Below are 18,319 nucleotides of genomic sequence, written 5' to 3' on the forward strand. Positions count from 1 at the left end.
GGCTACACGACCTCGGCGCCGTCGAGGATCCGCTCCACACGGATCGCGAAATCGCCCTCGGCGACCACGACCGTGCCGTGGCCGATCAGCCGTCCGTTGAGCTTGATGTCGGCGGGAGAGCCGGCCGCGCGGTCCAGCTCGACGACGCGCCCCGGCTCGAGCGACAGCACGTCTCGCACCGGCATCCGCGTGCGTCCGATCTCGACGACGAGCTCCATCTCGACGCCAGCGATGCGGCTGAGTCGCTGCGGTCCGGCCGATCCAGACGGCTGCGCCCCGTCGATGCGCACGGCGGCGCGGGCCACGACGGCGCCGGCGGCGTCGACCAGGTCGAACACCTGCGTCCCCGCGTCCGTGAAGACCGACGCAGCCGGTACGAGCTCGCCGTCGCCCAGCGCGCCAGACCCGAGCACCACCACGGCGGCCTCGAAGATCGGATGCAGGCGGTCGGCGAGCGGCGCGGTCGCCGATCCGTCCTCGAGCTGGGTCGGGTCGACCACCTGGATCGCGATGCGCGCACCCGGCGTTCCCGTGAAGGTCACGGCGACGGCATCCCCGACGGCGCCCGGATCGGTCGAGGGGGCGGGGATGACGGGGAAGCCGAACGGCATCCTGCCGGCAATCGCCGCAGCGACGGCGGTCTCGTGGAAGGTGCTCATGCGTGGTTCTCCTCGGGGGTGCTGGTGATCAGGCAGGTCAGCCGGGAACCTCGGCTGCCGGGGGTCGCGAAGCCGATGGTCGTGCGGTCTGCGACGAGTTCGTAGGGGCGCGTCTCGGGGTGCGGGAGCCGCAGGAGGTCGCCCGGGGCGAGATCCAGCACCTCTCCTGCTCCTATCGTGATCGGTGCGAGACGCAGGGTGACCTCGAGCGGGGTGTTGCGCACCTGTTCCAGGGTGTGCTCGGCGGCGTGCGCCGTCGCCGCGTCGGAACCGGACGCGGCGAGGCGGTCGACCACGGCGGATGCCGGCAGCATCACCGTGGCGGTCGTCTCCACATCGCCGAGACGCAGGGAGTATCTGGCGACGATCACGGCCGCCGCCCCGGAGATCACCTGCATGTACTGGGGGTTGTAGTGCACGGCCGAGAAGCGCGGCTCGCCGGGGAGCAGTCCGTCGAGGCTGGCGTGCAGATGCTCGAACGTGCCCTCCATGAGGTGCCGCACGAGGGCGAGCTCGATCGGCGTGAACGTGCGCGCGGCAGGGAGCGACGTGCTGCGCCCTCCCATCATCTGCACCACCCACAGCAGTGCGCTGTCGAGTCCGAACTGCACGACGCACGGCTCCTCGCGCCCAGGGAGGGACCCGGCCACCATGGCGGTCGTGCCGGGCAGCGTCTCCGCGTACTCCTCGTACGAGATCAGCTCGACCCGTTCGAGCGCGAGGTGCGCCCTGACCCGCACCTTGGCCGTGAGCTGCGACGACCACAGGCGCGCGAAGGACTCGAACGCGGCCTCCAGGTGCCGCGTGCTCTCGCGGTCGAGCTGCGTGGGTCTGCTGAAGTCGTAAGCCGGGTAACGGGTCGCGGGGTCGTCGAGCACGGCTGCGGACATATGGGGCTCCTGGGCTGTGGTGGTCATCGGATCAGCCCGTTCCGGCGGCCGAGGCGAGGGCGGGGATGAGGGCACGCACCTGATCCTCCTCGGAGGACTCGACGACGATGTCGACGCGGCGGTTGCTGGCCAGCGCCTCGGGCGCGTCGCCCTGGGCGATGGGCCGGGTGTCGGAGAACGCCGTCGCCTTGACCCGTGCGCCCGCGATGCCCTCGTGCTCGACGAGGAAGCGCGCGACCTGGGTCGCGCGCCCGCCCGACAGCTCCCAGTTCGTCGCGAACGGATAGGCGGAGACACGGTGATCGGCGTGCCCCTCGATGCTCACCTGGTTGTCGACCGAGGTGAGGACGTCGCCGATCGAGTCGAGCACGGCATCCGCCTTGCCGGAGAGCGCGGTGCTGTTGTCGCCGAAGAACGTCTCCGCGCCGACGAGACCGACGCGCAGACCGCGTTCGTCGATCACGAACGACACGGTGTTCTGCAACCCTTGCGCGGTGAGCGCCTCGAGCATGCGGTTGCGGAGCTCTTCCAGCGACTCGTACTCGGCGTTCGCGCGCGCCTGCAGGTCGATCACCCCGTCGTCGTCGCGCAGCTCCGGCGGCACGACGACGCCCTCCGCGGTGTCGGCCGCTCCACCCGGCTTCTCCTCCTGGCCGAACCCGGTCGCCAGGCTGTTGGCCAGCAGCTCGAACTTCGTCGCATCGACGTTCGAGACCGCGAAGAGCACGATGAACAGGCACATGAGCACCGTGACCATGTCGGCATAGGACACGGCCCAGCGCTCGTCCGGCTCGTCGTGCGAGTCGTCCGCGTGACCGCGACCGCGCGCGCGACGGGCCGTGCTCACGTGTCCTCCCCCAGCGGATCGGACGATGCCTTCGCCTTCTTCTCCTTCGGACGCACCGTCGACATGGCCTCGAGACGTTCCTTGAGCAGGTGCGGCGCGCTGCCCGCCTGGATCGCGAGCATCCCCTCGGCGACGAGGGTCATGCGCTCGAGTTCGACGGCGCCGATGCGGTTCAGACGGCCGGCGATCGGGTTCCAGATGAAGTTGGCCGAGAGCAGACCCCAGAGCGTCGCGACGAAGGCGGCGGCGATCATGGGGCCGAGGTGATCGGGCTCGTCGAGCTTCTCGAGCACGTGCGTCAGCGACACGACCGTGCCGACGATGCCGATCGTCGGCGCGTACCCGCCGAGCGACGCGAAGAATCGGGATGCGACGCGGGTGCGCGAGGACGCCGCCTCGATCTCGTCGTCCATCACGGTGCGGAGGTCTTCCGCGTCGGTGCCGTCGGCGAGAGCCTGAAGGGCCTGGCGGGTGAAGTCGTCCGGCGCCCCGTCGAGCTCCTGCTCGAGCGCGAGCAGGCCCTCGCCGCGGGCCTTCTCGGCATAGCCGACGAGGAACGGGATGACTGCCTCCGGAGTCATCCGCGGACCGCGCACCATGCGTCCGAGGCTGGCGGCGGCGAGCTTCGTGTCGCGCAGGGTGTGGCTGGCGATGCCGACTCCGATGGTGGAGCCGAGCACGAGGATCATCGGCGCGGGGATCAGGAGCGCCTGGAAGCTCGCGCCCTCCATCGTGATCATCGCCACGAGGGCGCCGAACGCGACGATGACGCCGATGATGAATGCGGGATCCACGATCAGACCTCGGCCCGTCCGTCAGCCGGCTGCGGAATGAACGGCGCTCCGGTCATCGCCTGCGCCGCGCTCAGCACCCGCGCCCGATAGGTGACGATCAGGTCGATCACCGCATCCATGCTCTCCGAGATCACGTAGACGTGGCCGTCGATCATGTGCAGGGTCGTGTCGGGCGACTCCTGAATGCGCTCCACGAGGTCGGGGTTGACCGCGAACCTCGTGTGGTCGAGGCGGGTGACGGTGATCATTCGGGGTCTCCGGACGGGCGAGGGAGGGAGTCTGCTCCGACTATCGCGACGAGGCCCGCCGCGGGTAACCACGACGGCTTCTCCGCCGACCCACCCCTCTCGCGTCGGCCGCAACAGGGGTGGGTCGCGCGAAAAGGGGTGGGTCGGCGGTAGAGGGCGGTAGAGGGCGCGGCGGAGGGCGCGGCAGAGGGCGCGGGGGTGGGAACGGGGATCAGCGCTTGAGCTGGGTGAGCTCCTGCAGCACCTCGTCGCTCGTGGTGATGATGCGGGCGTTCGCCTGGAATCCCCGCTGGGCCACGATGAGGTTCGTGAACTCCTGCGACAGGTCGACGTTGCTCATCTCGAGGAATCCCGACTGGAGGTTTCCGAACCCGGCCTGCCCCGGCTCGCCCATGCGCACCGCACCGGAGTTCACGGATGCACGGTAGGAGGAGTTGCCCGCCTTCTCAAGCCCCTCGGGGTTGTCGAACACCGCCATCGCGATCTTCGCGAGGGTCTGCGTCGCCCCGTTGCTGAATGTGCCGACGATGGAGCCGTCACCCGTGATGCTGTACGACTTCAACGTGCCGGCTGCCGCTCCGTTCTGCTCGGTGACCGCGACGGTCGAGAGGGTCGCGTAGCCGGTCACCGTGGTGAGGTCGACGGTCACGGTGTCTGCGACGAGGGTGAGACCGGCCCCGGTCTGCTTGCCGTCGGTGAAGGCCAGGGTGCCCGTGGCGCCGCTGATCGGCTCGGTGACGTCCCATCCGGCGGCGGTGCGGGTGAAGGTCAGGCTCAGCGTCGACGGAGTGCCCTGCGCGTTGTAGACGGTGACGTCGCGCACCAGCACGTCGCCGGTCGCGGCCGTCGACGGCAGGTTTCCTGCGACGGTCGCCTCGGTGGTGGCGATCGCGGGGGCGACGGCGTCGAGCGGGAGCACGATGTTGCCCGCGGCCCCGCCGGTGTTGACGACGCCGTTCTGCGCAGCCCAGCCCTGCACGATCGAGCCGTCGGCGGTGACCATCTTGCCGGTCGGATCGAAGGTGAAGCCTCCGGCACGGGTGTACAGGGTCTCGCCGCCCGAGCGGACGGCGAAGAAGCCGTCACCCGCGATCATGAGGTCTCCGCCGCGGCCGGTGGCCTGAGCGGAGCCCTGCGCGAAGTTGGTGCGCACGCCGGCGACCTGCACGCCGAGACCGACCTGCGCGGGGTTTCGTCCGCCGACCTGGTCGTCGGGGATGCCGGGGTTGCCGATGAGCTGCGAGAGCGAGTCCTGGAACAGCACGGACGAGCCCTTGAAGCCCGCGGTGTTGACGTTGGCGATGTTGTTGCCGGTGACGTCGAGCATCGTCTGGTGCGAGCGAAGCCCGGAGATCCCGGAGTAGAGCGAGCGAAGCATGGAGTTCTCTCTTCCTGTGTGAGACGGAGGTCAGGCGGCCGGGGAGGCCGGTGCGGTCGTGGAGGTGACGCCGGTGATGGCGTCGAGTGCGATGGTCTTGTCGCCGATGGTCACCTGGGGCACGGGCCCGTCGAACGACACCTTCGTGACGATCCCGGTGACGGCCTTGCCGTCGGCGTCCTTGTACGACGCCTCCTGCCCGATGAGCGCGGTCGCGGCCTGGCGCATGTTCAGGGCGAACGCCTCGGTGCCGTTGGCCGCGAGGGCGGTGAGCTGCTCCATCATGGCCAGCTGGGTGGTCTGGGCGATCATCTCGTTGGTGTCCATGGGGTTGGACGGATCCTGATGCGTCAGCTGGGTCACGAGCAGCTTGAGGAACACCTCCCCGTCCATGACCTGCTTGCGTGCGGCGGGGTCGGTCGTGCTGCCGGTGTGGATCGAGCTCGTCGCGTCGATCGTCGGGGATGCGGTGATGGGCGTGGTCATGGCGTCCTCTCAGGCCAGGATGTCGAGGCCGACGGCGGCCGGGTCGCGGTCTGTCGGTGCGGAGGCGACGGGCGCTGACGCAGCCTCGTGGCGCGGCGCGTGCGGGGAGGAGTCGGATGCCGTGCCGCGTCCGTTCGACGTGCCGCCCTCCGCTCCCCCGCCTCCGAGCGGCGGGGCGTTGCGGTCGGCGCCGGCGTCGGACGCGGCGCCCTGGGCGATGCTCAGCGAAGCGTGCGGCATCGCCGCGGCCAGGTCGCGCCGCAGGTCGGTGACGATGGCGCGGAGCGCATCGCGCCCGGCATCCGTCGCTCCGATGAGTTCGACCCGCACGTCGCCCGCCTGTCCGATGTGCGCGCGCACGGTGACGGGTCCGAGCGTGTCGGGGTTCACGGTCATCGTCAGCTGGTGGGTGCCGGAGGGTCGCTGCGCGATGCTGACGACGACCGGCGACACCTGGGCCGCGACAGCGCGTGGGGCTGGCGCCACGTCGGCAGGGGCGTCCGTCGGCGCGACCCCGAGGGATGCCGTGGGGGCGGCGACCGGCGATACGGCGACGACCGCCGAGGAGACGGATGCTGCGGGGGGCGCCGGTCGATCGACGGCTGGCGCGCGATCGAGGGAGACCGCACGGTCTGCGGGAACCGAGGATGCCGAGGTCTCGGCCGTCCGGCGAGCGTCCGCGTCGACGGGCGCGGGGGCGTCGCCGGAGACGCGGGGCGCGGGGGCGGCCGTCGGCACCGGCGCGGACGGCGCGGCGGAGATCCTCTCCGGGCCGCGGAGCGGATCGGCGTCCGGGGTCGTCGGGCGTGCGGCATCCGCACCGTCGGACCGTGCGGGCGCATCGGCCGCGGGGTCGGCCGACGTCGGTGCCGTGGAGCCGACCGAAGCCGTCGCGGCGGCCTGATCGGTGATCGAGGACAGGCCGGGTGCGGACGGGTGCGCCCCGGGCGCGGAGCCGTCCGTGCGCGCGGATTCGACAGCTGGGTCGTCGGTGTCGAGGCGTACTCCGGCATCCGACGGGTCCGCCTCCTCCGCCGCAGGCTCTCCCCCGTCGATCGTCGGCAGCGCCAGGAGCAGGGCGAGCGCCGCGGACACGAGCCCGGCGCCCTTCTCGCCCTCGGTCTCCTCGCCGACCGGAACCGCGCCCGCATCCGTCGTCCCGTCGACGGGATCCGACGACACCTGCTCGGCGGAGAACGTCTCGCCCGCCGCGTCGAGGGCGTCTCCGAATCGCGACCCGGCGTCGGCCGACGATCGCCCGGGCGACTCGACGGGAGCGGATGTCGCGAGGAGTGCGTCGGTCAGCGTCACGGCGCTCATGCGGCGCTCCCCGCGGGGCGACGTCCGCGGACGGTGGCCGTCTCGTCGAGAGCGGCCTGCTCGGCGGCGAGCTCCTCGCGGCGCTCCTCCGCCCGGTGCGCGGTCTCCAGGCGCTCAAGGCCCTTGAGCTCACGACGCGCTTCGACGTGCGCGGCCTTCGCCTCCGTCTCGGCCTCGCGGCTCAGCTGAGCGAGCGACTGCAGATCACCCAGGGCGCTGCGCCCCGCGGCCCGAGCGGCGGCCATCGCCATCAGCGTCGCCGCGTCGTCGACCTGACTGCTGATCTCGGAGAGGCTCACGGCGCCGGCCCGGACGGCCGTCTCCGCCCGGTGCCGCTCGCTGCTCGCCCGGGACAGCTCTTCTGCGGCGATGCGCTCCTGGGCGCCGCGCACGCGAAGCAGGCCGGAGAGGGAGAAGGTCATGGGATCAGTCCTCCGAACGCGTCGGTGAGGGCAGCCAGCCGCTGCCAGGAATCGTCGGACGTGCTGAGCTCGTCCATGCTCTGCATGAGGAACGCGCCGATCGCGGCCTCGTTCGTGAGCGCGGCGTCGACCAGCGGGTTCGCTCCGGGGCGGTAGGCGCCGATGTCGATGAGGTCGTTGGCCGAGCGCCGGGCGGCGAGCACGCTGCGCAGCGCCACGGCATCCTCGCGCTGGGATGGTGTGGTGATCTTCGAGACCACCCGCGACACGGAGCCGAGCACGTCGACCGCCGGGAAGTGTCCGCGCACCGCGAGGGACCTGTCGAGCACGACGTGTCCGTCGAGGATGCCCCGGGCGGCGTCCGCGATCGGCTCGTTGTGGTCGTCGCCGTCGACGAGCACGGTGTACAGCCCGGTGATCGATCCGCGCGTGCCCGCGCCGGCGCGCTCCAGGAGACGCGCGAGAACCGAGAACGTCGACGGCGGATACCCGCGGGTGGCCGGAGGCTCGCCCGCGCTGAGACCGATCTCGCGTTGCGCCATCGCGACGCGCGTGAGCGAATCCATCATGAGCACGACGTCGAGCCCGTCGTCGCGGAACTGCTCGGCGATGCGCGTCGCGACGAACGCCGACCGCAGACGAGCCATCGCCGGCTGGTCGGAGGTCGCGACGACCACGACCGACCGCGCGAGGCCCTCGGGGCCGAGGTCGTCCTCGATGAACTCCCGCACCTCGCGGCCGCGCTCGCCGACGAGGGCGATCACGTTCACATCGGCGCTCGAGCCGCGCGCGATCATCGACATCAGCGAGGATTTGCCGACGCCCGATCCGGCGAACAGTCCGAGTCTCTGGCCGGTGCCGACCGGCGTCATGGTGTCGAGCACCCGCACGCCCAGCCCCAGCTGGCGATCGATCCGCTGTCTGTCGAGGATGCTGGGCGGCGTGTTGTCGAGCGACACGCGCTCGGCCGTGGCGTCGATCGGCCCCTTCCCGTCGATCGGGCCACCGAGTCCGTCGAGCACCCTCCCGAGCAGCGACCGCCCCGTGGGCACCTGCAGCGGCGCGCCCGCATGACGCACGCGGGCCCTCGCGGTGATGCCGCTCAGTCGACCGAGGGGCATGCAGCGCGATGCGTCGCCGTCGACGGCGACGATCTCGGCATCCACGGCGCTGCCGTCGACCGTGTCGATGCGCACGCGGTCTCCGACGGCCGCCTCGATGCCGAGCACCTCGACGCCGAGACCCACGACGGCCTTCACCGTGCCGGAGCGCTCGGGGCGCGCCGCGTGGAGCGCGCGGCGCCAGGATGCCGTGGCGACCGTCACAGCGCCTCCTCCGGGGATCCCTCGTCGACCCCGCGCAGAACGGATCGCGCCCGGGCGAAGGCCGGCCCGATGCGGGCGTCGACGCTGCCGTCGCCGATGTCGACGATCACTCCCCCGTCGTCGACCGAGGGAGAAGAGGTGATCTCGAGGTCGCTCATGGTCGTGAGCGCGTCGGCGTCCCGCAGGGTCACGACATCGCGCTCGCTGAAGACGACGCGCGTCCAGCGGGTCTGCGGAACCGCGTCGAGCGCGCGGCGGAGAGCGTGCGCGGCGGACCGCGCGGGGTCGGCGAGCTCGACGCCGACGATCTCGACCGCGAGTTCCAGGGCCAACTCCTCGATGAGCGCCGCGTCGAGCGAGGCGACGTCGTCGATGCGCTGCGCCAGAGCGGACTGCGCGTCGCGCACGGCATCCGCCGCCGACTGCGCGCGCTCCGCGAACGCCTGCTGCAGCGCGGTCATGCGGAGCGCGTTCTCCTCCTGCTCGACGCGCGCCTGCTCGAGGGCGATCCGGCGCCCCTCGGCGAACCCCTCCGCGTACCCGCGGGTGCGCGCACGATCGGCCTCGCCGCGGAGGTCGATCGGCGTCTCGCCGACCCGCGGCACCGCGAGCGGCGTGAAGGCGGAGTCGAGCACGGTGCGCTCCTCGGAAGTCGAAGAGAGGGCCAGTCCATGGTCCGGAGGTCGAGCTGTCCGTGCTCGCTGCCCACTATCGCGACGCCCGGACCCGTCGGTAACCACTCCGGACTCACTCGATGAGCTCATCCTCGTCCTCGCGCGAGATCGTGATCTCCTCCGCTGCCTCGAGCTCGCGGATCACCCGCACGATCTCGGCGCGGGCCTCGTCGACCTGGCGCATCCGCACCGGTCCGAGCACGCGGGTCTCCTCGGCGAGGTTCTCCTTGTTGCGCTCGGTCATGTTGCTGCTGACCTTGTCGACGATCGGCTCCTCCGCACCCTTGAGCGCCAGCGCGAGCACCCGGAGGTCGAGACCGCGGAGCACGCGCTGCGCATCGCGATCCTCGAGCCGGGCGATGTCGGCGAACGTCACCATGCGGCTGCGGATGTCCTCGGCGAGGAGGAGGTCACGCCCCTCCAGACTCGCGAGCAGCGACTTCTCCAGCGCCTGATCGGAGCGGTTGATGATCTCGACCAGCGGCTGCACTCCCCCGATCGACTCGTGGTTGTCGCGCATGGCGAAGACTCCGGTGCGCGACCGCAGCGAGTCGGCGACGATCGAGATCGCCTCCTGCGTCGCGGTGCCCATCGTGGCGATCGCCTGCGCGACGTCAGTGCGCAGCGGGTCCTGCAGCGCGGCGAGCACGGCGGCGGCGCGGTCGGCCTTGAGGTTGGCGAGCACGACCGCGACCGTCGTCGGCAGCTCGCCCTCCAGCACGGTCGCGAGCTGTGCGGGGTCCGCGGCGTTGAGGAAGTCGAACGAGACGGTGCCCTGCGACATCACCCGCCCCACCATGCCGACGGCCTTCTCCCGGCCGAACGCGGTCTCCAGCAGACCGGTGGCGAGCTCCTGCCCGCCTCGGGACGGCACCGACCCGCCGTTCGCGATCCGACGGAAGTCGCCGAGCGCTCGCGCGGTCGCGGCGACGTCGACGCCGCCGAGCTGGGTCAGCTCGGCGGCCAGCATCTCGGATCTCTCCTCGCCGAGATGCCGCAGCACCTCCGCGCTCGCTGCGCGGTCCATGTTCATCAGCACGATGGCCGCCTTGCGAAGCCCCGACATCTCGGGCGCGGCCGCCGGCACCGCCTCAGCCTGGGCCGTCGACATCTCGACCGTGTCCGCCTGGGCGTCGAGCATCTCCGTCAACAGGCTCATACCTTCGCCTCATCCATCAGGTCGGCCAGCGCACCGGCGATCGACTCCGGCTCGCGCCGGGCGAGGTCGTCGATCTCGCGACGGCGCCGCTCGACGAGGACCTTGTCCGGCTCCGGCTCGTCGTCGAGATCGACGACGGCGGACGGCAGCAGCTTCGTCGGAGCGGGCAGCGGAATGGCATCCGGGTCCTTGAGGTCGCGCAGCGATCGCAGCTTCTGCTCCTCGTCCTCCGTCACCGTGGCGAAGTACTCGATCGGCCCGTCGTCGGTGTAGAGGACGCGACGCTTCATCCTGCGCCGCACCGCGAGGAAGACGACGAGGATGACGACGGCGAGCAGGATCGCTCCGCCGATGATCGCCGAGCGCAGCAGCTCCTGCTGGAACTGCGCCGCCCGCTCCTCCTCCGCCGCGGCGAGAGCAGTCTGCGCCGCCGTCGCCCCGGAGGTCGCGAACTCGACGAACTCGACGGCGATCTCGTCTCCTCGTTCGACGTCGATGCCCGCAGCGGAGGCGACGAGCGACTCGATCTGCGCGGCGCTCACCCCGGTGACCTCGCCGCGGTTCACGGCGATGCTGACGGTCTGCCTCGTGACCTCGCCGGCGGGGGTGACGGTCTTCTCGGTGGACTTGTTGACCGCGTTGCTGCGCGAGGTCTCCTCGAACTCGTACTCGCCGTCGCCGTTCGCGTTGTTCGGCACGGCGATGTTGTCGGGGCCGAGCACTCCGGTGTTCCCGCCCGGCCCGCCGCCGGTATAGGTCTCGGTCTTCGTCTGCTCCGAGGGGCTCAGGTCGCCGTCCGGCGCGGAGTAGGTCTCGTCCATCCGCTCGGAGGTCGAGTTCGCCACGTCGGCCGACACGGTCACCGTCGCGTTGCCCGGTCCGACGATGGTTTCGAGCATCCTGCTCACCGACGCCGCGACCTTGGCCTCGTGCTCGGTGGCCTGCTTCGAGGAACTGCCGGCGACTCCGGCGCCGACCGCCGACAGCACCCGGCCGTTCTGGTCGGTGACTGCGACGTCCTCGGGCGTCATGCCGGGCACCGCGGCGCTCGTGAGGTGCACGATCGCCTCGATCTTCTCGTCGCTCAGCGTGGAGCCGTTCCGCGTCTGCACGAACACCGACGCGGTCGGGTTCTGCTTCTCCGAGACGAAGACGCTCTCCTCCGGGATCGCGAGCTGCACGGAGGCCATCGAGATGCCGTCCATCGCGCCGATCGTGCCGGCGAGCTCACCCTCGATCGCACGCTTGTAGGTCACCGACTGCTGGAACTCGCTCGCGGTGACGCCCATCTTGTCGAGCAGCGTGTAGCCCTCGCTCGTGTCGCCGGGGAGGCCGGCGGATGCCGCGGCGAGCCGCTGCGCGTACACCTGGTCGTCGGGCACGAGGATCGTCGACCCGCCCTCCGCGAGCTCGTAGTCCACTCCGGCGGACTTCAACTGCTCGACGACGGCCGAAGCGTCGCCCGCGCTCAATCCGGTGAACAGAGGACTCATCTGCGGTCTGGTGAGCCAGGCTCCGAGCGCGACGGCGCCCATCACGAGCAGCGCGACGCCGATCACGGCGATCGTGCGCTGAGCGACGGAGAAGCCGGAGACGACCTGCTTGGCGCGGCCGTAGTACGTGGTCAGCACCTTCGGCATGTCAGGCCTGCATCCTCATGATGTCGTTGAACGCGGCGACACTGCGGTCGCGCACCGCGACGACCAGGTCGAGCGTGACCGATGCGCGAGCCGAGGCGATCATCGCCTGGTGGATGTCCTGCAGATCGCCGGTCACGGCCTGCACCGCGAGCTCGTTCGACGTCGACTGCAACTGCTGGAGGTTCTCGACGGCGCCGGTGAGCGAGGTCGCGAAGGCGCCGGCGGAGGCCGACCCGGCGGCGTCTGGCGCGGTGGGCTCGAAGCTCAGGGCGCCGAGGGGGCTGACGCCGGCGGCCGAGACGGGGGCGATCGGGGTGCTCATCAGCTGCGTCCGATCTGCAGGGCTGCCTCGTAGGTCGACTTGGCGCGGTCGACGACCGCGGCGTTCGCCTCGTACCCGCGCTGGGCGATGATGAGCATGCTCATCTGGTCGCCGAGGTCGACGTTCGGGTACTGCACGTAGCCGTCCTCGTTCGCGTAGGGGTGCTCGGGGTCGTACACGAGCTTCGGCGTCGCCTCCGACTCGACGACTCCCGCGACGTAGACACCGGGGCTGTCGGTGCCGGCCTGCACGGTCACGAGACGCTCGCGGAACGCCTCCTGCCCGGGAGGCGTGGCGGTGTTCACGTTGGCGATGTTGTCGCTGACCGCGTCGAGCCACTTGCGGTGCGCGGTCAGACCCGTGCCGGCGATGCCGATCGCGTCGAAGGTCATGCCGACGCCTGCCCGATGGCCTTCGAGATCGACGCGGCCTGCCCGCCGATCGCCTGGCTGGCGAACTGGAACCGCAGCACGGTGTCGATGTTCGACAGCGTCTCGGTGTCGAGGTTGACGTTGTTGCCGTTGAGGCGGGTGGGTTCGAGCGAGCGCTGCACGGTCGGTGAGACGGTGCCGCTGCCGCTGTCGACGGCCGCACGCAGCTCGTCCTCGAAGCGGACGCGCTTGGCGTGGTAGTCGGGGGTGTTGACGTTGGCGATGTTCTCGGCGATCGAGCGCTGTCGCAGGGCCAGCCCGTCGAGTGCGCTGATGAGCGCGGAGGAGGTGACGGATTCGAGCACGGTGGTACTCCGGACGTTCGTGGGAGAAGCCGATCCGTGGCCAATCGTCGAGCTATCCGTGCTCGATGCCGACTATCGCGACACGCGACCCGTGCCGTAACCCCATCAGCCCTGCACGTCGAGATACGCCGGCGCGTCGGCCGAGACCGTCGGCACCCGCCGCAGCGCGGCGAGCTCCCTTGTCACGTTCGCGCGCGACACGGCGAGGCCGTCGATCATGAGCTTCTGCCGCGCGAGCACGGCCTCGGCGCGCTCGCGGAGCTCCTCCGGAACCGGTCCGGCGGGAGCGTCGAACGCGTCGTCGTCGAGTTCCCCGTCGGCGGCGTCGAGCGCTCGCTCGAACCGATCGAGAACGGTGAGCCAGGCGCGCAGGTTGTCGCTCACGGCGGTCAGGCCAGCGCGGATGCGCTCATCGTAGGAGCGGACGTCAGCTCGTCCGCGGCCTGACGCCACGCGTCGCGCAGCGGCGCGACGATCCCGCGGCACTCGGCAGTGGCATCGCCGTCGTGAGACAGGTTCGCCGCGATCAGACGTCCGTTCAGGTAGGTGTACACGGCCCGCAGCTGGTCCGCGCCGTCCCAGGCGTCGGTGAGTGTCTCGCTGAGCTCCGACACGATCCACTGCGCGTGCGTGAGGTGCGTGCCCGCGGCGACCCAGTCCTGCGAGGCTTGCGCCGCGGCGGCGCGATCGATGTCGACGAGCAGCCGGTCGTACAGCAGGATGAGCAGTCGCTCGGGCGAGGCGGAGGCGACCTGCTGCTCGAGGTACTGCTGCTTCGCGCGGTCGAGGTTGGTGATGGGCATCGTGGGATCTCCAGGGGTGCGGGAAGTCGGCCGGTCAGGAGGAGGACTTGGGGACGAGTCCGGCGAGCTGCGATTCGAGCCAGGAGGACTGCGACTGCATCTTCGACAGCTGCACCTCGAGCTGCGCGTACGTGCGCTCGAGAGTGGCCCGTCGCTGTTCGAGACGGACGTCCCACCGCTCGACCTGGGTCTTGAGCGTCTTGACCTCGGTCTCCTGTCCGGTGATGCGTTGGGTGAGCAGCCCGTCGTACTTGTCGGAGTACTGGTCGGTCACGCCCTCCAGGCGAGCGCCGACGGCGGAGAAGACCTTCTGCGTCGCCTGCGGATCGTCGGCCAGCGCCTTCGCGAACTTCTCGGCGTCGAAGGCGAGCACGCCCTTGTCGTCGATCGAGATGCCGATGGTCGAGGGCGACACGCCGTCGACCGGATGCTGCACGGCGTTGGCGAGCGCGCTGCGCAGGGTCCGCACGGTGCTGTCACCGGTGAACACGCCGAGGGTCGTGGTCTCCCCCACCTTGCCGACCGTCGCCTTCGACCCGTTGTCGATGCGGGTGATGAGGGCCGCCACCTCCTTGATGAAGGCGGATGCCGTGGCCGACTGCGCTTTCGCGTCGAGGGCGACCGAGACCGTGACGGGATCGGCGCTGATCTTCGACACCGTGACCGAGATGTCCTCGCCGATGCTGATGGTGTTGCTCGCGCTGGTGAGGGTCTGCTCGGCGCTCGTGCCGGCGAAGAGGCGGATGCGGGCGTCGCTGCCCTGACTGATGACGGCGGCACCCGGCTCGGTCGACAGGTCGGTCGAGGTTCCGGCCTCGACGTCGGCTTCCGCTCCGCGGTGCAGCGCGAAGCGCGCGGGCTCGCCGGTCTCGGTGGAGGTGAGCTGGATGCGCGACAGGGGCTTGCCGTCGGCATCCACTCCCGCGGGGACCACGGTCGCTGAGACGCCGGCGTTCGCGGCGTTGATGGCGGTGGCGAGCTCCTGCGGACCCGTCCCCGCCGGCGTGATCTCGGTCTTCTCGCCGTCGGCGGCGACGAGTGTGAAGGCGCCTCCCCAGGCGGTCGCCCCGCCGGCGGCGGTGACGATCGAGTGCGGCACGGCGACGGCATCCACGACGACGCCGGTGGAGAACGCGCTGGCCTTCGGACCCGCGGTCACGGTGATGCTCTCGTTCGACGAGGCCGCCGTGAAGGCGGCGAGCGAGCTCGGAGAAGCGGCCGTCTTCGCCTTGGCCATGAGTTCCTGCAGCGACTTGTTGAGGGACTGCAGGTTCGTGATGATCGTGCTGCGATCGGTGATCTTCGCGGTGATCTGGGTCTTGGGGATCGCGGCCACGTTCATGAGCGCGTCGATGAGCTCGCCGGTCTTGAGACCGGAGACCAAGCCGTCCAGCTTCATGGTGGTGTGCCTTTCGAGTGCGGAGCGCGGATCGGAGAAGGGCGCCCGAGCGGAGGGAAGTCCGCCCGAGCGCCCCGTGCTCGATCAGAGCGTGCCCGGTGCCGAGCCTGCTCGATCAGTGCGTGCGCCAGGAGCGCAGCGGCTCAACGGAGCAGCTGCAGGACGCCCTGGCCCGACTGGTTCGCCTGCGCGAGCATCGCGGTGCCCGCCTGCTGCAGGATGTTCGAGGCGGTGTACTTGACCATCTCGGCTGCCATGTCGGTGTCGGCGATACGGCTCTTCGCGGCGGAGAGGTTCTCGGCCGAGACCTGCAGCGAGTTGATCGTCGACTCGAAGCGGTTCTGCACCGCACCGAACCCGGCACGAGCGGTCGAGACCGCGGCGATCTGCGTGTCGATCGTGTCGATCGCGGCCAGCGAGGTCGCTGCCGAGGAGACGTCCACGCCGCCGATGGTGGCGCCGAGGGTCGAGAAGTTCGTCAGCGTGACGGCGATCTGGTCCTCGGTCGCCTCGGATCCCGCGCCCACCTGGAACGTCAGCGTGCCCGCGCTGTCGAGCAGCTTGATGCCGTTGAAGTTCGTGCTGGCGGCCACACGGGTGAGCTCGTCGCCCAGTGCCGTGATCTCGGTCTTGATGGCGGTGCGCGAAGCGGTGTTGTTCGAGTCGTTGCCGGCCTGCACCGCGAGGTCGCGGACGCGCTGCAGGATGGAGTGCACCTCGGTCAGGGCGCCTTCCGCGGTCTGGATGACCGAGATGCCGTCCTGGGCGTTGCGGGCCGCGACATTCAAGCCGTTGACCTGCGAGCGCAGGCCCTCGGAGATGGCGAGACCTGCGGCGTCGTCAGCAGCACGGTTGATGCGCAGACCGCTCGAGAGCTTCTCGAGCGACTTCGACACGTCGTTCTGGTTGACCGACAGGTTGCGGTACGCGTTGAGTGCACCGACGTTGGTTGCGATCTGAAGACCCATGTTGTTCCTCCGTGGTTGTGGGGTCGGATGCAGGTCCGTCCGTGGCCCTGCACAGTCCACATTCGCGACATGCCCGCACCGCGTAACCGCGGCGGTGGAGGAATTTCCGGATGCCGGTCAGACGGCAGTCGCGAGTTCCGGCGTTCGCCCGGCACCGGGGCGGGAGGCGCCGAACAGCGCCTCGAAGAACTCGGCCTTGGCCTTGGTCGAGCGGTCTCCGGTCGACCCGTCCTCCCACGCTTCCATCGCCTCTCGCATGAGCGCGAGACCGCGGGTGCGGAGCTTCGAGACGTACGCGTGGCTCACCGCGAGCTCTTCTGCGATGTCCTTGACCATGCGGTCGTCGAGGTAGATGCCGCGGATGACCTGTTGCATAGCCGCCGGCAGCGCACCCACGACGCGCGTGATCATGGTGCGTATCTCGGTCTGCTCGGCGGCGTGCTCGGGGAGGATCACGCTGTCGGTCAGGTCGGCGGCCTGGCGCCCGGATGCCGCGTCGAAGTGCTCCTCGAAGCTGGTCGCTCCGCGCACCATGTCGTCGAGCTGCATCATCTCGACGACGGCGTCGGCGTCGAGGCCCGACTCCTTCGCGAGCTGCGCGACGCTTGCGGGGCGGCCGGTGCGGGCCAGCACGGCCTCGGCGGCGAGCCGGACGCGTTCGATCTTGTCGCGCCCGCGCTCCCCCGCAGGATCCGCCCGGCGCATCTCCGACAGCATGGCCCAGTTGATCTGGCTGCTGGCGAAGGCTCCGAACGGGATGCCACGCTCGGGGTCATACGACATCGCGGCCCTCGCGAGGCCGAGGCGCGCGGCGGAGAGCAGGTCGTCGAGATCGACGTGCACGGCCGACCTCGCCTTCTCCACCGCGAGGTACGTCGCCAGGGGCATGTTCTCCCTGGCGAGCTGCTCGGGAGTCGGGTGCGTCTGGGGGGAGGAAGCGGAATCAGCAGAAAAAGCAGATTGGCTCAGCAATGTGACTCCGTAGCTCTATCAACTGGTTTATCAGTGAAAATAGCACGAAGCGCACGTGTTCGAAGAAAAAGTTTGCACGCCGGACATTCCCGCTCAGGGAGCGGGATCGCGCGGTGGTGGCGGTCAGGCGCGCGAGTCGCGCAGCTCTCCCCCGGCGAGCACGAGCGAGATGCCGCGCCGACCGCGACTGAAGGGCACGGAGATCACCGCGATCGCCACGACGAGCGCGCTGACGATCCCTACGACACCGGAGATCGTCTGGGCGGCATCGGACACCGGGTCCGGCAGCTGACCGAGCGTCGTCGCCACGGTGTAGGGCACGCCGACGACTCCCGCCCTCGCGAGGCGTCGCCCCAGCCCGCCACGGCCACCCGGCCAGTCAGGGGCGAGCCAGACGAGCCGCTGCCCGATCGAGGCCCCCGACGAGGTGACGGCCGGGAGCACGACGACGAGGATCACCGCGCCCACGCCGATCACGGTCAGCTCGGTCAGGTTCTCCGGCACACCGGGTCCCGATCCGCCGGAGAGGATGAGCTTGGGCACGAGCACCATCAACGAGACGAGGGTCACGGCGATCTGCACGGCGACCGCGTCGAGGATCATCCCGAACCAGCGACGCCAGACCGTGACCGGTCGAGGCTTCCCGCGCGCGGCGCGGAGGTTCTTCGCGCTCGGCATCCAGGCGAGGACGACCGGGGCGATCAGCACGCCGATCGCGGCGCCGGCCGTGTTCGCGACGAGGTCATCGACGTCGGCGACGCGGTAGGAGCACTCGAAGATGCCCCAGACCCCCGTGAGCTGCGTCGCCTCGATCGCCAGCGACAGCAGAGCGCCCCACAGGATCGAGACGGCCGGTCCGCGATTCCAGTAGCGACGCGCGATGATCCCGAACGGCACGAAGAGAGCGACGTTGAGGACCACCTGCAGCGTGGCACGACTCGTGAGGGTGTGCAGCAGCGATGACCCCTCGGTCTCGCGCAGGATGTCGCCGATCGAGTGCCCTGGCACGAGCTCGAGTCCGCCGCCTCCCGCGCCGCAGTTGGCCCGGACCTCGGGGATCGGGAGCAGCGTGTAGGCCACGAGGGCGACCGCGTAGACGCTCACCGCCGCGGCACCCAGCAGGCGACGGAACGACAGCGTGCCGTAGCGCCGCACCTGGACGAGGAGGATCGGCACGAGCACCGCGGCGAAGAGCAGGCCCCCGCCGATGAGCCCGAACCACGCCTGCCACGTCCACCCCGTCATTCGCACCATCCTAGGTGCGGGCTGCGCGGACG

22 protein-coding genes are annotated in these 18,319 nt (G+C 70.5%); all 22 read right to left on the reverse strand.

The features are described from left to right. Positions 1–2: 2 nt before the first annotated feature. The 22 genes from RAC69_RS02440 to RAC69_RS02545 all read right to left on the reverse strand — a co-directional run bounded on the left by RAC69_RS02440 (position 3) and on the right by RAC69_RS02545 (position 18,287). Positions 3–659, reverse strand: coding sequence for a FliM/FliN family flagellar motor switch protein (locus RAC69_RS02440; RefSeq protein ID WP_375084863.1), 657 nt, complete (start codon positions 657–659; stop codon positions 3–5). Beyond that, positions 656–1,576, reverse strand: coding sequence for a flagellar motor switch protein FliM (locus RAC69_RS02445; protein WP_375084865.1), 921 nt, complete (start codon positions 1,574–1,576; stop codon positions 656–658). Before RAC69_RS02445 ends, RAC69_RS02440 begins: the two co-directional genes overlap by 4 nt. Before the next feature lie 4 nt (positions 1,577–1,580). Then, complete coding sequence (locus tag RAC69_RS02450; RefSeq protein ID WP_341934298.1) at positions 1,581–2,396, reverse strand: flagellar motor protein MotB; 816 nt, start codon at positions 2,394–2,396, stop codon at positions 1,581–1,583. Next, positions 2,393–3,190: a motility protein A gene (locus RAC69_RS02455; protein ID WP_375084867.1), complete on the reverse strand. Its 798-nt coding sequence runs from the start codon at positions 3,188–3,190 to the stop codon at positions 2,393–2,395. The genes RAC69_RS02450 and RAC69_RS02455 overlap by 4 nt, the downstream gene beginning before the upstream one ends. 2 nt (positions 3,191–3,192) lie before the next feature. Then, positions 3,193–3,438 (reverse strand): flagellar FlbD family protein, encoded by a 246-nt coding sequence (locus RAC69_RS02460; RefSeq protein ID WP_375084869.1) that lies wholly within the window; start codon positions 3,436–3,438, stop codon positions 3,193–3,195. A gap of 211 nt (positions 3,439–3,649) precedes the next feature. After that, entirely contained in the window at positions 3,650–4,816 is a 1,167-nt protein-coding gene (locus tag RAC69_RS02465) for a flagellar hook protein FlgE (protein WP_341934294.1), read from the reverse strand. A 30-nt stretch (positions 4,817–4,846) separates the two neighbouring features. Beyond that, the gene (locus RAC69_RS02470) at positions 4,847–5,302 is read right to left on the reverse strand and encodes a flagellar hook capping FlgD N-terminal domain-containing protein (RefSeq protein ID WP_375084870.1); all 456 of its coding nucleotides are present in this window, start codon (positions 5,300–5,302) and stop codon (positions 4,847–4,849) included. A gap of 9 nt (positions 5,303–5,311) precedes the next feature. Next, positions 5,312–6,622 carry a hypothetical protein gene (locus RAC69_RS02475; protein WP_375084872.1) on the reverse strand — a complete coding sequence of 437 codons (1,311 nt, stop codon included), beginning with the start codon at positions 6,620–6,622 and terminating at the stop codon, positions 5,312–5,314. After that, positions 6,619–7,044 (reverse strand): hypothetical protein, encoded by a 426-nt coding sequence (locus RAC69_RS02480; protein ID WP_375084874.1) that lies wholly within the window; start codon positions 7,042–7,044, stop codon positions 6,619–6,621. Before RAC69_RS02480 ends, RAC69_RS02475 begins: the two co-directional genes overlap by 4 nt. Next, on the reverse strand, positions 7,041–8,369 hold the full coding sequence (locus tag RAC69_RS02485; RefSeq protein ID WP_375084876.1) for a FliI/YscN family ATPase: 1,329 nt from the start codon (positions 8,367–8,369) through the stop codon (positions 7,041–7,043). The genes RAC69_RS02480 and RAC69_RS02485 overlap by 4 nt, the downstream gene beginning before the upstream one ends. Continuing rightward, positions 8,366–9,004 (reverse strand): FliH/SctL family protein, encoded by a 639-nt coding sequence (locus RAC69_RS02490; protein ID WP_375084878.1) that lies wholly within the window; start codon positions 9,002–9,004, stop codon positions 8,366–8,368. Before RAC69_RS02490 ends, RAC69_RS02485 begins: the two co-directional genes overlap by 4 nt. A 112-nt stretch (positions 9,005–9,116) precedes the next feature. Next, a complete protein-coding gene (gene fliG, locus RAC69_RS02495) occupies positions 9,117–10,202 on the reverse strand; it encodes a flagellar motor switch protein FliG (protein ID WP_375084879.1) in 1,086 nt (361 codons plus the stop codon). Next, positions 10,199–11,842 carry a flagellar basal-body MS-ring/collar protein FliF gene (gene fliF, locus RAC69_RS02500; RefSeq protein ID WP_375084880.1) on the reverse strand — a complete coding sequence of 548 codons (1,644 nt, stop codon included), beginning with the start codon at positions 11,840–11,842 and terminating at the stop codon, positions 10,199–10,201. The genes fliG and fliF overlap by 4 nt, the downstream gene beginning before the upstream one ends. A gap of 1 nt (position 11,843) precedes the next feature. Continuing rightward, positions 11,844–12,164, reverse strand: coding sequence for a flagellar hook-basal body complex protein FliE (gene fliE, locus RAC69_RS02505; RefSeq protein ID WP_341934286.1), 321 nt, complete (start codon positions 12,162–12,164; stop codon positions 11,844–11,846). Continuing rightward, positions 12,164–12,556 carry a flagellar basal body rod protein FlgC gene (gene flgC / locus RAC69_RS02510; RefSeq protein ID WP_375084883.1) on the reverse strand — a complete coding sequence of 131 codons (393 nt, stop codon included), beginning with the start codon at positions 12,554–12,556 and terminating at the stop codon, positions 12,164–12,166. The genes fliE and flgC overlap by 1 nt, the downstream gene beginning before the upstream one ends. Continuing rightward, positions 12,553–12,900 (reverse strand): flagellar biosynthesis protein FlgB, encoded by a 348-nt coding sequence (locus RAC69_RS02515; protein WP_341934285.1) that lies wholly within the window; start codon positions 12,898–12,900, stop codon positions 12,553–12,555. The genes flgC and RAC69_RS02515 overlap by 4 nt, the downstream gene beginning before the upstream one ends. Before the next feature lie 105 nt (positions 12,901–13,005). Continuing rightward, entirely contained in the window at positions 13,006–13,284 is a 279-nt protein-coding gene (locus tag RAC69_RS02520; protein WP_375084884.1) for a hypothetical protein, read from the reverse strand. Between the two features lie 5 nt (positions 13,285–13,289). Continuing rightward, the gene (fliS, locus tag RAC69_RS02525) at positions 13,290–13,703 is read right to left on the reverse strand and encodes a flagellar export chaperone FliS (protein WP_375084886.1); all 414 of its coding nucleotides are present in this window, start codon (positions 13,701–13,703) and stop codon (positions 13,290–13,292) included. A 34-nt stretch (positions 13,704–13,737) separates the two neighbouring features. Then, complete coding sequence (gene fliD / locus RAC69_RS02530; RefSeq protein ID WP_375084887.1) at positions 13,738–15,102, reverse strand: flagellar filament capping protein FliD; 1,365 nt, start codon at positions 15,100–15,102, stop codon at positions 13,738–13,740. Between the two features lie 143 nt (positions 15,103–15,245). Beyond that, positions 15,246–16,070, reverse strand: coding sequence for a flagellin (locus RAC69_RS02535; RefSeq protein ID WP_341934281.1), 825 nt, complete (start codon positions 16,068–16,070; stop codon positions 15,246–15,248). Between the two features lie 117 nt (positions 16,071–16,187). Continuing rightward, positions 16,188–17,042, reverse strand: a complete 855-nt coding sequence (locus tag RAC69_RS02540; protein ID WP_375084889.1) for a sigma-70 family RNA polymerase sigma factor — start codon at positions 17,040–17,042, stop codon at positions 16,188–16,190. Positions 17,043–17,165: 123 nt separating this feature from the next. Then, complete coding sequence (locus tag RAC69_RS02545) at positions 17,166–18,287, reverse strand: VanZ family protein (protein ID WP_375084891.1); 1,122 nt, start codon at positions 18,285–18,287, stop codon at positions 17,166–17,168. Positions 18,288–18,319: the final 32 nt, after the last annotated feature.

The organism is Microbacterium sp. LS_15, from assembly GCF_041954735.1.
Lineage (GTDB): Bacteria > Actinomycetota > Actinomycetes > Actinomycetales > Microbacteriaceae > Microbacterium.

Excerpts from the sequence above, each read along its gene's own strand:
- RAC69_RS02440 (WP_375084863.1), bottom strand. The coding sequence starts at position 659 with ATGAGCACCTTCCACGAGACCGCCGTCGCTGCGGCGATTGCCGGCAGG.
- RAC69_RS02445 (WP_375084865.1), bottom strand. The coding sequence starts at position 1,576 with ATGACCACCACAGCCCAGGAGCCCCATATGTCCGCAGCCGTGCTCGAC.
- RAC69_RS02460 (WP_375084869.1), bottom strand. The coding sequence starts at position 3,438 with ATGATCACCGTCACCCGCCTCGACCACACGAGGTTCGCGGTCAACCCC.
- RAC69_RS02465 (WP_341934294.1), bottom strand. The coding sequence starts at position 4,816 with ATGCTTCGCTCGCTCTACTCCGGGATCTCCGGGCTTCGCTCGCACCAG.
- RAC69_RS02470 (WP_375084870.1), bottom strand. The coding sequence starts at position 5,302 with ATGACCACGCCCATCACCGCATCCCCGACGATCGACGCGACGAGCTCG.
- RAC69_RS02475 (WP_375084872.1), bottom strand. The coding sequence starts at position 6,622 with ATGAGCGCCGTGACGCTGACCGACGCACTCCTCGCGACATCCGCTCCC.
- RAC69_RS02480 (WP_375084874.1), bottom strand. The coding sequence starts at position 7,044 with ATGACCTTCTCCCTCTCCGGCCTGCTTCGCGTGCGCGGCGCCCAGGAG.
- fliG (WP_375084879.1), bottom strand. The coding sequence starts at position 10,202 with ATGAGCCTGTTGACGGAGATGCTCGACGCCCAGGCGGACACGGTCGAG.
- fliF (WP_375084880.1), bottom strand. The coding sequence starts at position 11,842 with ATGCCGAAGGTGCTGACCACGTACTACGGCCGCGCCAAGCAGGTCGTC.
- fliE (WP_341934286.1), bottom strand. The coding sequence starts at position 12,164 with ATGAGCACCCCGATCGCCCCCGTCTCGGCCGCCGGCGTCAGCCCCCTC.
- flgC (WP_375084883.1), bottom strand. The coding sequence starts at position 12,556 with ATGACCTTCGACGCGATCGGCATCGCCGGCACGGGTCTGACCGCGCAC.
- fliS (WP_375084886.1), bottom strand. The coding sequence starts at position 13,703 with ATGCCCATCACCAACCTCGACCGCGCGAAGCAGCAGTACCTCGAGCAG.
- fliD (WP_375084887.1), bottom strand. The coding sequence starts at position 15,102 with ATGAAGCTGGACGGCTTGGTCTCCGGTCTCAAGACCGGCGAGCTCATC.
- RAC69_RS02535 (WP_341934281.1), bottom strand. The coding sequence starts at position 16,070 with ATGGGTCTTCAGATCGCAACCAACGTCGGTGCACTCAACGCGTACCGC.
- RAC69_RS02545 (WP_375084891.1), bottom strand. The coding sequence starts at position 18,287 with ATGACGGGGTGGACGTGGCAGGCGTGGTTCGGGCTCATCGGCGGGGGC.